This window comes from Verrucomicrobiia bacterium (assembly GCA_019634635.1).
In the GTDB taxonomy this organism is placed as follows: Bacteria; Verrucomicrobiota; Verrucomicrobiia; order Limisphaerales; family UBA9464; genus UBA9464.
In genome coordinates this window covers 73,854-88,032 of record JAHCBB010000002.1, presented here as the reverse complement: position 1 = coordinate 88,032, position 14,179 = coordinate 73,854, and the positions used below count along the sequence as shown (strand labels likewise).

General features: G+C 65.5%; 10 protein-coding genes. 9 read left to right on the top strand and 1 reads right to left on the bottom strand.

The window, feature by feature from the left end:
* Positions 1-179: 179 nt before the first annotated feature.
* From KF791_01715 to KF791_01675, 9 genes are all read left to right on the top strand, one after another.
* Entirely contained in the window at positions 180-2,618 is a 2,439-nt protein-coding gene (locus tag KF791_01715) for a DUF4040 domain-containing protein (protein ID MBX3731292.1), read from the top strand.
* On the top strand, positions 2,615-3,175 hold the full coding sequence (locus KF791_01710; GenBank protein MBX3731291.1) for an MnhB domain-containing protein: 561 nt from the start codon (positions 2,615-2,617) through the stop codon (positions 3,173-3,175). Before KF791_01715 ends, KF791_01710 begins: the two co-directional genes overlap by 4 nt.
* Positions 3,165-3,536 carry an NADH-quinone oxidoreductase subunit K gene (locus KF791_01705; protein MBX3731290.1) on the top strand — a complete coding sequence of 124 codons (372 nt, stop codon included), beginning with the start codon at positions 3,165-3,167 and terminating at the stop codon, positions 3,534-3,536. The genes KF791_01710 and KF791_01705 overlap by 11 nt, the downstream gene beginning before the upstream one ends.
* On the top strand, positions 3,533-5,035 hold the full coding sequence (locus KF791_01700; protein ID MBX3731289.1) for a hypothetical protein: 1,503 nt from the start codon (positions 3,533-3,535) through the stop codon (positions 5,033-5,035). Before KF791_01705 ends, KF791_01700 begins: the two co-directional genes overlap by 4 nt.
* Positions 5,032-5,508 (top strand): Na+/H+ antiporter subunit E, encoded by a 477-nt coding sequence (locus KF791_01695; protein MBX3731288.1) that lies wholly within the window; start codon positions 5,032-5,034, stop codon positions 5,506-5,508. The genes KF791_01700 and KF791_01695 overlap by 4 nt, the downstream gene beginning before the upstream one ends.
* Complete coding sequence (locus KF791_01690; GenBank protein MBX3731287.1) at positions 5,505-5,798, top strand: Na(+)/H(+) antiporter subunit F; 294 nt, start codon at positions 5,505-5,507, stop codon at positions 5,796-5,798. The genes KF791_01695 and KF791_01690 overlap by 4 nt, the downstream gene beginning before the upstream one ends.
* The gene (gene mnhG, locus KF791_01685; protein ID MBX3731286.1) at positions 5,795-6,124 is read left to right on the top strand and encodes a monovalent cation/H(+) antiporter subunit G; all 330 of its coding nucleotides are present in this window, start codon (positions 5,795-5,797) and stop codon (positions 6,122-6,124) included. Before KF791_01690 ends, mnhG begins: the two co-directional genes overlap by 4 nt.
* 400 nt (positions 6,125-6,524) lie before the next feature.
* Entirely contained in the window at positions 6,525-7,778 is a 1,254-nt protein-coding gene (locus KF791_01680) for a phosphoglycerate kinase (protein ID MBX3731285.1), read from the top strand.
* Positions 7,779-7,930: 152 nt separating this feature from the next.
* Entirely contained in the window at positions 7,931-9,247 is a 1,317-nt protein-coding gene (locus KF791_01675; protein ID MBX3731284.1) for a hypothetical protein, read from the top strand.
* Positions 9,248-9,308: 61 nt separating this feature from the next.
* Here KF791_01675 and KF791_01670 read toward each other — a convergent pair whose 3' ends face one another.
* A complete protein-coding gene (locus KF791_01670) occupies positions 9,309-14,150 on the bottom strand; it encodes a PQQ-dependent sugar dehydrogenase (protein MBX3731283.1) in 4,842 nt (1,613 codons plus the stop codon).
* Between the last annotated feature and the right edge of the window lie 29 nt (positions 14,151-14,179).

Below are 14,179 nucleotides of genomic sequence, written 5' to 3'. Positions count from 1 at the left end.
CTGTCCGCGGGCCCTTTTGCGTTCCGGGCGGCGATCTGAGGACACTCCCCCGCGCAATGGGAATTGTGTTGGGCCGAAAGGCACCCGCCGCCCTCGGGCAGGCACCAAGGCCGAAAACCCGGCCCCTCGGTCCTCCAGTGCTCGCCGGGAGGACGATTCGGCGATATACCTGTGCGCGCGTGGTCCCGACCGCCCTCCTGATGTTGATCGCCCTCGCGGCGCCATTGCTGGCGGTGCCACTGCTGGCGTGGGCCGGGCGGCATCTGGACGATCGCACCGCCTGGCTGGCCCTGCCCGCGCCGATGGCCTCCCTGCTGGCCCTCGGATGGCTGGCGTTCGCGGCGGGTCCCCAGCCGTTCCTGGTCCTTTCCTGGCCCTGGGCGCCCTCCATCGGGCTGGAACTCTCGTTCCTGGTGGACGGACTCTCCCTGTTCTTTGGGCTGGTGGTCGCAGCAGTGGGCGTTCTGATCGTCTTCTACTCGCGATTTTATTTCCTCGGCCACTCCGAGGCGCCGGGACGCTTCTACGCCTGCCTCTCGCTTTTCATGGCGGCCATGCTGGGCACGGTCTTCGCCAACAATCTGCTGCTGCTGTTCCTGTGTTGGGAACTTACCGGGGTGGCCTCCTTCCTCCTGATCGGATTCCAACACCAGGATCCGGATTCGCAGCGGGGCGCCCGCATGGCATTGCTGGTCACCGGCGGCACGGGCCTGTGCCTGCTGGCCGGGATCGTCCTGGTGCAGCAGGCGACCGGGAGTGGTTCGATCGCGGGGCTGCTTGCGGGCCCGCTGCCGTCCGACAGCCCGGGGTTGATCCGGGTGGCACTGCTCCTCCTTCTGGTGGGGGCGTTCGGCAAGTCGGCCCAATTCCCCCTGCAATTTTGGCTCCCCAACGCCATGGCCGCTCCAACCCCGGTCAGCGCCTACCTCCATTCCGCGACGCTGGTGAAGTTGGGGGTCTATCTCTGCGCGCGAATGTTTCCAATCTTCGGCGCCAACGAACTCTGGCTCCCCGTCGTCTCCGGGGTCGGACTGGTCACCATGACCCTTGCGGCGCTGCAGGCCCTCGTGGTGACCGACCTCAAGGCCATCCTGGCGTGGTCCACCGTGAGTGCGCTCGGATTTCTGGTGGCCTCGTACGGCCTCGCCATTCCGGGGATGCTGGAATTCGACTACCTTCACCTGCTGAGCCATGTGCTTTACAAGGGCGGGTTGTTCATGGTCGTCGGCGCGATTGATCACGCCACGGGAACGCGCGATCTCCGCAGGCTCGGCGGACTGTGGCGTCAGGACCGCCTGTTGGGCGCGGCGGCGCTCATCGGATGCGCCTCCATGGCGGGACTCCCCATGACCACAGGCTTCTTGAGCAAGGAGGCCATGCTGCAGGAGGTCTTCGAGGTTGCCGCGCCGAACGCCGGCCATGGGGGACTCGGCGCCTTCGCACTCGTGTGCGTCGCGGTCACCTCGGTGGCCAAGGTCCTGTTCGCAGCGCGAATCTTCTTCGGCGTGTTTGTCACGCCGCCGGCTGGAGGCGTTCCGCTGGAGTACCATGCGCCACCGCGTTGGCTGCTCCTCCCGCCCCTGTTGATGGCGGGAGGCTCGGTGCTGCTGGGCACGTTCCCATCCCTCCTGGAGCACCCGTTCCATTGGCTCGACGTCGCCGGATTGCATCAGGACGGGGTGGTGGAACTTTCGCTCTGGCACGGGATCACGCGTGAATTGCTGGCCAGTGCCGCGATCGTGGCTGCCGGGGCCTGCGCCTACGCCGCCATGCCGCGAGACGTCTGGCTCCGGATCGGAATGCCGCGGGTGCTCGAGTTCGACCGGGCTTTCGATCGGGTCTCGGACGGGATCGGCGTGCTGGCCTCGAAAGTCACCCGCGCCAGCGGGGCTGACCGGCCGACGGACTTCCTCCGAATCGTCCTGGGCTTCCTCGTCGTGCTGGTGGGCGGCTATGCCGCGGTCCGGGTGACTCCTCCGGCGCTCGAATCCCTCCGGTCCGCATCCGGCGGCCTCCAGGCCTGGGATCCCCTGCGCCTGCTCGTGGCCGGTTTGATCGCCCTGGCGTCGCTCGGTGCCGTGATCCTGCGTGCATGGACCACCCAGCTCATCTCGTTCTCCCTGGCCGGGTTCCTGACCACCTTCTACTACGTCCTGTTCCGGGCCCCCGATCTTGCGCTCACGCAAATCCTCATCGAGACCGCGACCTTGGTGCTGGTCCTCCTGCTCCTGGGGCGGTTCCCCCGCGCATGCGAGCTGGGCGTACGGGACTCCCATCCGACCCGGTTGAGCCGGGTGCTCAAACTGCTCGTGGCGCTGGCGACCGGGGGAACCATGACCCTGCTGCTGGCCGCGGTTACCGGACAACCGCACCCCGATCCCATCGGCCCCGCATTTCTCGCAGCCTCCCAGCCCCTGGCCCACGGGGATAACGCGGTCAACACCCTGCTGGTGGACTTTCGCGGCCTCGACACCCTGCTCGAAATCACCGTGTTGCTCATCGCCACCCTCGGTTGTCTCGGACTCTTCCTCCGATACCGGCGGACGCCGGAGGAATGGCGGGCGGGTGAAAAGGGCCCGCCCGGCTTCGGTGTCCAAACCCCCTCCGATTCCCAATGAACCGCCTCGACAGTCCCATCCTTCGCGCGGTCGCCCGGATCACCTTCTTCCTGGTGAACGTGTTCGCCATCTACCTCCTGCTGCGGGGACATCACCTCCCAGGAGGCGGGTTCATCGCCGGCTTGGCCACCTCGATCTCCATGGTGATGCTCCTGCTGGCACTGGGCGTGGACGCCCTGCCCGGAATTCTGCGGGTCGAACCGGTGTCGCTCGCCGTGGCGGGACTGGCACTGGCCGCATTCACTGCGGTGGCGCCGGTCCTCCGGGGTGGTGAGTTCCTGCGTCACGCCCATGCCGGAATCACCCTGCCACTGCTCGGAACGATTGAAGTCGGCACCCCGCTGCTCTTCGACACGGGGGTCTTCCTCCTCGTGATCGGGGTGACGTGCAAAATGATCATTGTTCTGGCCCGCTCCACCCTCGGAGAGCCGGCGCTTGGCTGGCGGGAACGGCGGCGGTTTGCCGCCCCGGTGGAGACGCCGATCGAGGAGGACGCCCCTCCCGGGGTGGACGGAATCCGGACGCCCGACCAGAGGAAGGATCGCCATGGCCCTTGATACGATCCTGCTGGTCGGCGTCCTCGTCACCTGCGGCACCTACCTGCTGTTGCAACGCAGTTTTGTGCGAATCCTCTTCGGTTTCCTGATCCTGTCGAACGCCGCCAACCTGTTTGTGCTGTGCACGTCCGGCGAACCGGGAAACCGGCTGGCGCCGATTCTCGATGGGCGACCCGGTCCGAGGGTGGATCCCCTGCCCCAGGCACTGATCCTGACCGCCATCGTGATCGGGTTCGGCGTGACGGCCTACCTGGTGGTTCTGCTGTACCGGCTGTTCCTCGACCACGGCACCACCAACGCCGCGGACCTGTATCCTCCGGACCCATCCACTTCGGAACCCTTGCCGCCCGAGGAGTCATGAACCTGGTGCTCCTTCCCGTCCTCCTGCCGCTCCTGACCGGTCTGGCGTTGCTGGTGGTCGCCAGGCCGTCACGGACCCGACGCTGGGTCGGCGCGGGCTCGGCGCTCCTGCAACTGGTGGTGGCCCTGGCCCTGGTGGTGCATCTCCGCGACGGGGGCTGGCTCGTGATGATGTCCGGCGGTTGGGCGGCTCCCCATGGCATTGCCATAACCGCGGATCTGCTCGCCGCGCTCATGGTTTCCCTGGCGGCGTTCACCTCACTGGCCTGCCTCCTCTACGGCTACTTCGAGCTCCCGGCCTCCGAGGAACACCCGCTGCGCCTGCCGCTGGTGCAGTTCCTCCTGACCGGAATCAACCTCGCCTTCCTCACCGGCGACCTCTTCAATTTGTTCGTCGCCTTCGAGGTGATGCTGGTTGCGTCGTACGCGCTGCTGACGCTGGAGGCCGACAACTGGGACATCAAGCAGGCCTTTCCCTACATCGCGGTCAACCTCACCGGCAGCACCCTCTTTCTGTGCGCCGCCGGACTCGCCTACTCACTGTTCGGCACGCTCAACCTCGCGCACATTGCCACGCGGGCGACGGCGCTGGAGGGGGATCCCCGGCTGGTGGCGCTGGCGTTGCTGCTTCTCGGAATCTTCGCCCTGAAGGCCGGCCTGTTTCCGCTCTACCTGTGGCTCCCTGGGAGCTACCCGGTGCTGCCAACCCCACTGGCCGCATTGTTCGCCGGATTGCTCACCAAGGTGGGGATCTTCGTGATCCTCCGCCTGGTGGCGACCGTCCTTCCCCCCGGACTCGACCAGGTCCACCGGGTGCTCGCCGTCCTCGCCGCCGTGACCATGGTCCTGGGCGTGCTCGGGGCGATTTCCCGCAACTTCCTCAGAGGCATCCTTTCGTTTCACATCCTCAGCCAGGTCGGCTTCATGGTGCTGGCCATCGGATTGTTCACTCCGCTGTCCATCGCCGCCGCAATCCTCTACCTCGTGCATCACATCGTGGTGAAATCGTCCCTGTTCCTGGTTGGCGGCGTCGTGTCCGTGCTCAACAGGAGTGACGACCTGGACCGCACCGGCAACCTCTGGAATGCCGCTCCAGGACTCGCGATGCTGTTCCTTGTCCAGGCCTTGTCCCTCGCCGGCCTGCCACCCTTGAGCGGCTTTTGGGGGAAATATTTGATCGTGGTGGCGGGATTCGGACTGCACCAGTGGCTCCTTGCCGGCGTCGCGCTCATGGCGGGGTTGCTCACCCTGTTCAGCATGCTCAAGATCTGGATCGCCGTGTTCTGGCGGCAGGACGACCACGTTCCGGTCGCCGTCGGGGATGCTCGTTGGCGCCCCATGTCCTGGGTGGTCGGTGGCCTGACGCTTGTGTCCCTCAGCCTCGGTCTGGGCGTCGAGGGACTCTTCCGCCTGGCCCGGCAGGCCAGCGAGACCGCCCTCGACCGGCCCGGATACATCCGTGCGGTCCAAACCGCATCGGGCCGGCCCCTGACGCCATGATCGCCCCCACCCTCAACCTGGCCTTGGCGCTGCTCTGGCTGTTCCTCAACCCGCAGACCACGCTTGGCACCTTCCTCGTCGGCTACGGGCTCGGATTCTCGCTGCTCTGCCTCTTCCGCAAGGTCCTCCCCGGGGATGCCTACATCCGCCGCACCCTGGCCTTTGGCCGCTTTGTGATCCGCTTCGGAGCACAGTTCATCCTCTCCAATGTGACCCTGGCCGAGGCGGTCCTGTTCCGTTCACTTGACGAGCTGCACCCGAACTTCATCCGGGTGGACGTCGGGGACATGACCCGGGCGGAGATCCTGATGCTGACCCACTGCATCTCGCTCACCCCCGGCACCACCACCGTGGAGATTGCACCCGACTGGAAAAGCCTGGTGATCCATGCGTTTGACGCCGGGGATCCCCGCACCGTGTGTGAGGCGATCCACCGGGGACTGAAGCGTCCCCTGCTCGAATTCACCCGATGATACCCCTGATGCTCCACGGCGGGCTGGCGGCCCTCGGATTGGCGGTCCTTCTGGGCCTTTGGCGTCTCGCCCGCGGGCCCACCGTGCTGGACCGCATCGTGGCATTTGATCTGGTCACTGTTTCGGTGGTCGGGATGACCGCCCTCCTGACCATTCTGTGGCGAACTCCCCACTACCTGGAGCTCATCCTGATCTTTTCGCTGCTTGGATTCCTCGGCACCGTGGCCTTCACCACGTACCTGCAAAAGACCCTGGACCGGCACGGGGACCCCGGTGATCACGAACCATGAAAGACCTCCTCCTGTCACTGCTGGTGCTTTCGGGCACCACGCTGATCGTCATCGCCGCGATCGGCGTGATCCGGCTTCCGGACGTGCTTTGCCGCAGCCACGCGGTCGCCAAGGCGGTGACCTTGGGCATTCTGCTGCTGCTCGGAGCCGTGTGGGTCGAACTCGGAACCGAGGCCGCCGGACTCAAGGTGGCGCTCGCCATGGTCTTTCAGTTCGCAACCATCCCGGTGGGCAGCCATCTGGTCGCCCGCCTCGCCCGCGAGAAAAACCTGCCCCGCTGGCGTGGAGGTCCCGACAACACATCTCCCGGGGGGCCGGCCGGATAGTCTTCGGGCTCATCAGGGCCATCAGCGTGCGCGGCTGAGGCCGGTCCGTTCCACAAGCGATTTGTGGAAAGCGGGTTGTGAAGTGGCGATCCCGGAAAGCGGGATGAGGGTCTCCCGCGTTGCCGGATGACTCCGGGATTTCGGTGCTTTTTTGTTTGATCGGGCGGCCTGAACGGCTATTGAACGTCCGTTGGTTATTGGAAACGGTGGATCCGGCCCACGGTCGGGTTGCCGTTTCTCGTCGGAATGGAAACATTCCGGCAAAGGAGGTAAGTTTGGTTGTTTGGGTTAGGCGGGCACCGCAAGGTGCCCGCTTTTTCACGCCCTTGACCCAAAAAACGTTGCCGGCTCCCCCTTCGTGGATAGTTTGGCCGGTCTGCGTCTTTGAATTCGATTCCTTATGCCCAAATTGACTGTTCGTGACCTCGATGTGGCCGGAAAGCGCGTCTTTCTGCGTGTGGATTACAACGTGCCCATGGAGGACAAAGCCGGCCGGATGGTCATCAACGACGACACCCGGATCCGTGAAACTCTTCCGACAGTCCGGCTCCTGATCGAGAAGGGCGGACGCCTGATCCTCGCAGCCCACCTCGGACGACCGGATGGGCGGCGAGACCCCTCCCTGTCCTTGAAGCCGGTTGCGGAACGGCTTGCCGAACTGCTGGACCGACCGGTTCGCTTCTCCGACACCTGCGTTGGTCTTGAGGCCGAGCAGGCGGCCAACAGCCTCAAACCCGGAGAGTTGTTGCTCCTTCAGAATGTTCGTTTCCACCCCGAAGAGGAGGAAAACGACCCGGTATTCTCCGCTCAACTGGCCCGCCTGGCAGATGTCTTCGTGAACGATGCGTTCGGAGCCGCCCACCGTGCCCATGCCTCCACCTGTGGGGTGGCGCGCATCCTGTCCGCCTGGGGCGGACGCTGTGCGGCCGGCCTCCTCATGGAACGCGAACTGAAGTTCCTTGGCGACGAACTGGAAAACCCGGCCCGACCGTTCGTGGTGATCCTCGGAGGCGCCAAAGTCTCCGACAAGATCAAGGTGATTGACCGGTTGCTGGAGAAGGCGGATTCGGTGCTGATCGGCGGCGCGATGGCCTACACCTTCAAGCTGGCTCGCGGACACAAGACCGGGAAATCCCTGGTCGAGCCGGAGCACCTGCTCACAGCCCGTGACGCCGAGTCCAAGGCGGCCGAACTCAAGGTGCAGTTCCTCCTCCCGACCGACAACATCGTTGCGGAGCTCCGGGACACCGGAAAGGTCAACAAGAAGGGCCGGCCGGTGCTGGAACCGGTGAATCCCCGCGTCAACACGGATCCCGACATCCCGGCAGACTGCGAGGGATTTGATATCGGACCGGAAACCGCACGTCGTTACGCCGAGGTCCTTGCCGGTGCCAAAACCATTCTCTGGAACGGTCCGATGGGCATGTTTGAAGACGCACGCTTCGGTGAAGGCACCCTCGCGGTGGCACGCGCGGTGGCGGCGGCAACGGCGGCAGGAGCCAAATCCATCATTGGCGGTGGCGATTCGGTGAAGGCGATCAACAAGGCCAACCTGTCCGCACAGGTGACGTTCATGAGCACCGGTGGTGGCGCGAGCCTGGAATTCCTGGAGGGAACTCCGCTCCCCGGGGTTACCTGCCTCGACGAGCGCTGAACCGGGACGCGCGACGGGCGCGGCACTGCATCCGCCGGGGCCTTCGGTGGAGCCATGGATTTCGGGCTCCCCGACCCGCCACCGGCCCGCTACGTTGGAGCATGGTTGACGGGTTCGCGCGTGTTTTCCTCGTCCTGGGCGTCCTGACGGTGATCAGCGGCCGGGCGGCCGACCCGGTCGGATTGCGGCTTGCGGTGTTCGATGTGGACGCCACGCCGCCTCCCGGCGTGCGGATGGCCTACGATTCGGTGCGCCAAACAGCCGACTTGGGCCTGCGGGCCCGTGGGATCGTGCTGATGGGCGCCGGGATGCCGGTTGTCTTGTGCGCCGTGGACTGGATCGGCATCGCCAATGAAGGACACGATGCGTTTCGGAACCGCCTGGCAGCCGCCGCAGACACCGTGCCCGGACGAGTGGCCGTTCATGCGGTGCACCAGCATGACGCCCCCGACTGCGATTTCGGTGCCGAAAAAATCCTCGAGGAAGCGGGACTCGACCGCCTCAACTTCGACGGCACGTTCGCCCGGGAAGTCCTCGATCGGCTGAACCTCGCCGTCAGGGAATCGCTGGAGCAGGCGCAACCCGTGACCCATCTCGGACTGGGAAGCGCCGTCGTCCACCAAGTGGCCTCCAACCGGCGCATTCCAGGCCCCGACGGCCGGATCCGCGCCGTCCGGTACACCACCTGTCCGGATCCGGAGCTCCGCGCGGAACCCGAAGGAGTCATTGACCCCGAACTGACGCTGGTGAGCTTTTGGAACACCAACCGCCCGTTGGCGGTGCTGACCTACTACGCCACCCATCCGCAGAGCTACTACCGGACCGGGATTCCCAATCCGGACTTCCCGGGTATCGCCCGGTTCCTGCGGCAACTTGCGGTGCCCGAGGCGTTGCACGTGCATTTCAACGGGGCAGGCGGCAACCTGGGGGCGGGCAAGTACAACGACGGTGCCTGGACCAACCGAGGCATCCTGGCCGCACGGCTCGCGGACGGCATGCGGCGGGCCTGGGAGAGCTCCAAACTCGAACCCATCAGCGACCGGGACGTCTCCTGGCGGTCCTTCCCCGTGACGTTGCCACCGTCTCCGCACCTCGATGAAGCCGAACTGATGGCCGGATTGAAGGGGCGTTCCGGCGCCGTCTTGACGCAGGGCGGGGCGTCACGCATCGCGTGGCTCCGCCGCTGTGCTGACGGTCACGCAGTGGACGTGTCGTGCCTCTCGCTTCGCGAAGCCCGGATCCTGCATCTGCCGGGCGAATTATTCGTGGAGTATCAGCTCGCCGCAAAGGCCATGAAACCAGAACTCCGGGTTTCGATGGCCGCGTACGGCGACTACGGGCCCTGGTACATCGGTACGGCCCGTGCCTACTCAGAGGGCGGATACGAGACCGAGCCGCGATCGTCCAACGTCGCCCCCGAGGTGGAACCCATCCTCCTGGAAGCCATCCGCAGCCTGCTCGCCGACTGACCCGGCGGGCGCCCAGGGCCTGTTCCGAAGGGCCGTGTTTGCGTTGCGCGCGACGGAGGCTTCAATCCGGTTGCAGCTCAGGCGGTCCCACGGCTCGAAGTCGGAGGAAACGGCGAGCCCCTGCTCCGAACGGAACCAAGTCCCGAACCGTCACCCGTCGAACGCCGCCCTCGACGCGATCCTCCACGACGAGGACATCCGCTGGAGTCCATTCGAGCAGGTCCTCGCTGGCTTCAATGGTATCCACCCAGGTCGCGGCCCCCTCCGATAGGGCATAAGTCAGGGTGAGATAATGCAATCCGTCCACGGTGACCCGATCCCGCACCAATGCCGGAGCGGAGCGGGCGAGGTCCGCGGGTAACGTTTCCGGGGCAACCGGACTGCCAGGCACCAAACCCGATACTCGATTGCCGGCCTCCAGCAGCACGTGATCAAATTCCAGCCAGTACCCGGTGTTCGGTACCGTGGGACCGGTCCGCACAAACTCGATGGTGTTCCCCCCGGCGGTCGCTCCCACCTCCACGGCGCCAAACTCCACGCTCCGCTCCATCGGACCGGAAAACCGGTCCGAATACAGCGTCACCGCATCCCCCGCCCCATTGCGGAATCGCACCGCAACCTCGTGCTCCCCAAACCCGGGCTGGATCACCCCGCCCTGCGAATACCCGGCCGATCCAAACTCGAACGTCAGCCGGAACCGTGATCCCGCCACCACCTGCGTGGGATCCAGCACGAAATGCATCCGGTTCACCGGATCCCCCACCGTCAACGCCCGCTCCCATGCCTTCCACGGCTCGTCATGGGCCACCCCCAGCACGGAGGGCAGCCCGTTGAAGCCCGCCGCATACGTCCCCGCAAAATAGAAATCATCATCCGCTCCGGGATTCTCCGTCGGGGAATACCATGGATCCCCGGCCAGCCGCGTCACCAGCCCAGGCGCCGCATCTCTCTGATTATTCTGGGGCGAGAACTCCGCGATCATCGCCCCACCAGTGGCTCCCTCCGGCGCATTCTCCCCAATCTGCCAGCGCGTCCGGATCTGCGGCGGCACACTCACCGCCTCCAGCAGCACGTGATCAAATTCCAGCCAGTACCCGGTGTTCGGCACCGTGGGACCGGTCCGCACAAACTCGATGGTGTTCCCCCCTGCGGTCGCTCCCGCCTCCACGGCGCCAAACTCCACGCTCCGCTCCATCGGACCGGAAAACCGGTCCGAATACAGCGTCACCGCATCCCCCGCCCCATTGCGAAATCGCACCGCGACCTCGTGCTCGCCAAACCCGGGCTGGATCACCCCGCCCTGCGAATACCCGGCCGAACCAAACTCGAACGTCAGCCGGAACCGTGATCCCGCCACCACCTGCGTGGGATCCAGCACGAAATGCATCCGGTTCACCGGATCCCCCACTGTCAACGCCCGCTCCCATGCCTTCCACGGCTCGTCGTGGGCCACCCCCAGCACGGAGGGCAGCCCGTTGAAGCCCGCCGCATACGTCCCCGCAAAATAGAAATCATCATCCGCTCCGGGATTCTCCGTCGGGGAATACCACGGATCCCCGGCCAGCCGCGTCACCAGCCCGGGCGCCGCATCTCTCTGATTATTCTGGGGCGAGAACTCCGCGATCATCGCCCCACCAGTGGCTCCCTCCGGTGCATTCTCCCCAATCTGCCAGCGCGTCCGGATCCCGGGCTGGGGCGGAGGTGGCTCTGGATTCGCGGTCCCGCGGACGAACACGCTGAACCGCCCCGTGGAACTCAGCGGTGGCGTCCCGTCGTCGGTTACGCGAACCACCACGTTGTGGGTCGCTCCTCCCATGCCGGAGGCCGGAGTCCACTGAACGCGACCGGTCGGTGACACCGTCAACCCCGCGGGCCCGCTCACAAGCGCATACGAGAGGCGGTTCGCCGGGAGGTCCCGGTCCGTCGCTTCCAGTTGCAACGCCCAGGGCTGGAGCACGTCCACCGCATGGGTCTGCACGAACGCGAGCACGGGAGCGGTGTTGCCCGTCGCCAGACACTCCAAACGCACGTGGTCGTATTCCAACCAGTAGGACCTGCCGGAATCCGCCGGACCGGTTCGGGCAAACTCGATGGTGTTGGGTCCGGCGGTGGCGCCGACGGAGGCCGCGGTGAACTCCACCGTCCTCAGGCCGGGGGCTGTGAGGCGCCCCGTGAAGAGCGGCGTCACGATCCCACCGCCGTTGCGAAAGCGTATGGACAGATCGTGAACGCCGTACCCCGACTGCCACACACCGTTGATCGCGAATCCGGCCATGGGAAACTCAAACTGCAGGCGGAAGCGGGCACCGGCCATCACCTGGTTCTCCTCCAGGACAAAATGCATGGTGTTCACCGGATCGCCGAGCGTATGGGCCCGTTCCCAGGCACGCCACGGCTCATCGTTGGGCACGACGAGGGACTCTGTCAGGCCGTTGAAGCCGGCGGGATAATTCCCTGCGAAATAGAAGTGGTCGTCGGGACCCGGGTTGGATCCGCCCAGGTACTGAGGATCTCCGGGAAAACGGGTGACCGAGCCGGGTGCGGGATCCGTCCGGTTGTTCTGCGGAGAGAACTCCGCCATATAACTCGCGGAGCCAGCCGGGGAGTCGTGGCCGATCTGCCAGACGGACCGCGCTGTGGCCGGTGAGCGGACACCTTCGATGAACTCGCGGACCAGCCGGATCCCTCCGGCGTGAAGTTCGTCGGTGCCCAGCGGGGGCATGTGATATGCCCCCAGGGCGGCGATGCGACGCCAAAGCACTGAAGCCTCAGGATTCCCAGGCGCAACAATGCGCGCTCCAAGCACGCCGAGGTCGTCGCCAGGGACCCCGTTGAGGATTCCCGATTCCGCCAGTGGCGTGGAAAACCGCCCATCCCACACCCCGCGGCCGATGCCTCCCGGCTGATGGCAATAGGCACAATTGACCTCCAGATACGTCTTGAATCGGTGCTCCAGGGTCGCCTCGGCATCCGCAATGTCCGCCAACCGCGGGAGCAGGGCCGGGTCGGGGGGCGCTTGCTGAAACACGCCGAGCGAAGCGATGTGCGAAATCTGGTTTACGGCCCCCGCCCCTGACGGAATCTCCCGATTCAACTGCAGGGCATTGAACCCGAGCACGTGCTGCGCGGCGCCATTGTGGCAGATCAGACACTCGGATCGGCCGGGATAGCGCCAGTTCTGGACGCGCATCACGTCGCCTTCTAGGACTGGAATCGCCTCGTCGAGGCCGGCATCCGGCACGAGGTCGGCATCCGAGCCGTCGGCCCGCCACTTGTAAGTCACCCCATACGCTCCCGAGTCGCTCTTCACCAGGAAGCGGGTCTCCAACCGCCGGCGCGTCGTCGGATCACCACGAACCAGTTCCAGGTCGAAATGCTTCACCCAAACCGATCCCGTCGGGTAAACCCAATGCCCGGAACCGTCGCGCTGGATGCGATCCGCGGCGTTCTGCATGAAGAACCAGCGGCGCTTCAGGGCATGATCGGACCAGAAGGTGGACGCGACCTCGTAGGGCATCATCCCGGCCCGGGGGGTCAGGCTGGCCAGACTCGAAAACACCCGGGCGGCACTGAGGGTCGGCGGCAGTGCCGGATCCTCCTCGCGGGGTGTCCGGCGCAGCTTCACGATCCTGCCACCGGCGAGCTCTGCGGCCAGGATTTCTCCGGTGGCGGGATGCAGGGCAAACGAGGCCATGCCCCGCGGCACGGTCGTGAGCCGCTTGACCGTCACCGCGCCGCCACCGTTCTCGGAAAGCGACCAGACGTGCCCGGCGATGGCATCGCCGAATATGTATTTCCCATAAAGGTCCGGATAGGCGGTCCCACGGTAGGTCAGCCCGCCGATGACGGCGCGTCCGCCGAAGTTCGGGTCCCTCGCAGCATGACTGTAGGCGTACAACGGGGGACTGTGGGAAAATCCCGGCGGCGGCGCCGGGAAACCCGGGTTCGGGAGAGTCGCCTCAAAATGGCCCCATCCATAATTGCCACCCCTCACGTACCGGTTCACCTCCTCCATCCGGGCTCCTCCAACATCTCCCCCCAGCATGTCGCCGGTGACCGGGTCAATGCTGAAACGATGGGGATTCCGGAGCCCGACCACCCAGAACTCGGTACGAACGGCGGCAGGGGAAACCGGCAACCCGTTGAACGAGGTGCGTCCAATGAAGGGATTGTCGGGAGGAATCCGGTATCCAGTCCCCACGGCCGGATGCGGATTCGGCGCCAGACTGCCGGGGCGCCCGTCCACATCAATGCGCAGGATTCCGGAGAAGAAGTTCTTGTCAATCCGCTGGCTGTTCCGGAAGGGGTCGTTCTGCAACCCCTCATCACCGAGCGAGACATACAGATAGCCATCGGTGCCAAAATGCAGGTCGCCCGCCTGGTGGAGGTCGTTCCGATCCCACTGGGAGATCAGGACCTGCTCGGATTCCCGAAGGGCACGCCACGGATTCACCGGGTCCGCCTCGAATCGCGAAAGCGTCGCATAGGTGCGCCCCTCAGTCCGGTTGGTCCGGGTGTAGAAAACGTAAAAATATCGGTTCCGGGCGAAGTCGGGATGAAATGTCATGCCCGCCAACCCTGACTCCGAGGAGACGGCTCCCGGGGCAAAGGTGTCGTGGGTGATGTCGAGAAATACCGTCTTCGTGGGCGCCGCCAGATTCGTGATCACGAAGATCTTCCCGAAGAGACCGTACACGAACAACTCGTTGGTCTTTCCCGGCGGGGCGGTCATGCCCACAATGTCGTCCGTGCGCAGGGGAAAGCTGAGGCTGGGGAACGCGTTGACCGCCTCATACTCCGCCGCGGGTGCCACGGCGGGCATCGAGGGCGGACTGCTGACCAACCACTGGCCTCGGGCGACTCCCGGCGCCGGCAGGAGCACCACTGCCAGCCAGAAAATCATCCCGCAAATGGATCGAACCACCGGCATCC

Excerpts from the sequence above, each read along its gene's own strand:
- KF791_01710 (MBX3731291.1), top strand. The coding sequence starts at position 2,615 with ATGAACCGCCTCGACAGTCCCATCCTTCGCGCGGTCGCCCGGATCACC.
- KF791_01705 (MBX3731290.1), top strand. The coding sequence starts at position 3,165 with ATGGCCCTTGATACGATCCTGCTGGTCGGCGTCCTCGTCACCTGCGGC.
- KF791_01700 (MBX3731289.1), top strand. The coding sequence starts at position 3,533 with ATGAACCTGGTGCTCCTTCCCGTCCTCCTGCCGCTCCTGACCGGTCTG.
- KF791_01695 (MBX3731288.1), top strand. The coding sequence starts at position 5,032 with ATGATCGCCCCCACCCTCAACCTGGCCTTGGCGCTGCTCTGGCTGTTC.
- KF791_01690 (MBX3731287.1), top strand. The coding sequence starts at position 5,505 with ATGATACCCCTGATGCTCCACGGCGGGCTGGCGGCCCTCGGATTGGCG.
- mnhG (MBX3731286.1), top strand. The coding sequence starts at position 5,795 with ATGAAAGACCTCCTCCTGTCACTGCTGGTGCTTTCGGGCACCACGCTG.
- KF791_01680 (MBX3731285.1), top strand. The coding sequence starts at position 6,525 with ATGCCCAAATTGACTGTTCGTGACCTCGATGTGGCCGGAAAGCGCGTC.
- KF791_01670 (MBX3731283.1), bottom strand. The coding sequence starts at position 14,150 with ATGATTTTCTGGCTGGCAGTGGTGCTCCTGCCGGCGCCGGGAGTCGCC.